This window comes from Mycobacterium angelicum (assembly GCF_002086155.1).
Lineage (GTDB): Bacteria > Actinomycetota > Actinomycetes > Mycobacteriales > Mycobacteriaceae > Mycobacterium > Mycobacterium angelicum.
This window is the reverse complement of the sequence record NZ_MVHE01000332.1, coordinates 1-391: the sequence shown is the minus strand read 5'-3', so window position 1 is coordinate 391 and position 391 is coordinate 1. Positions and strand designations below refer to the sequence as shown.

The window sequence follows — 391 nt, the reverse complement described above, 5'->3', positions numbered from 1 at the left end:
GCTCCAACCTGGGGCCGGGGAGCGCGTTCGGCGGCACCGGCGGAGCCGGTGGCAACTCGGCCGACGGCCACGGTGGCAACGGCGGCGGGGGCGGCGCGGCGACCAACGCCGGAACTGGGGACGCCTTTGGCGGGGCCGGCGGTTCCGCCGGCACCGGCGCCACCGGCGGCGGCAACGGCGGCAACGGCGGCACGGCGACCAACAACGGAACGGGGAACGCCAGCGGCGGCACCGGAGCCGACGGCGCTGCCGGTGGCACCACCGGCACCGGCGGCGGCGGCGGAGCCGGCGGCAACGCGTTTGTCCTCAACTCCGCCGCCACGGGAACCGCGACCGGCGGCCACGGCGGGGCCGGCGGCGCAGGCGGCGCAGGAGGGGGCAACGGCGGGGG

1 pseudogene is annotated in these 391 nt (G+C 80.6%); it reads left to right on the top strand.

Annotation, left to right across the window (positions count from 1 at the left end):
- A pseudogene (locus BST12_RS35200) lies at positions 1 to 391 on the top strand (PE-PGRS family protein); the annotation flags it as partial.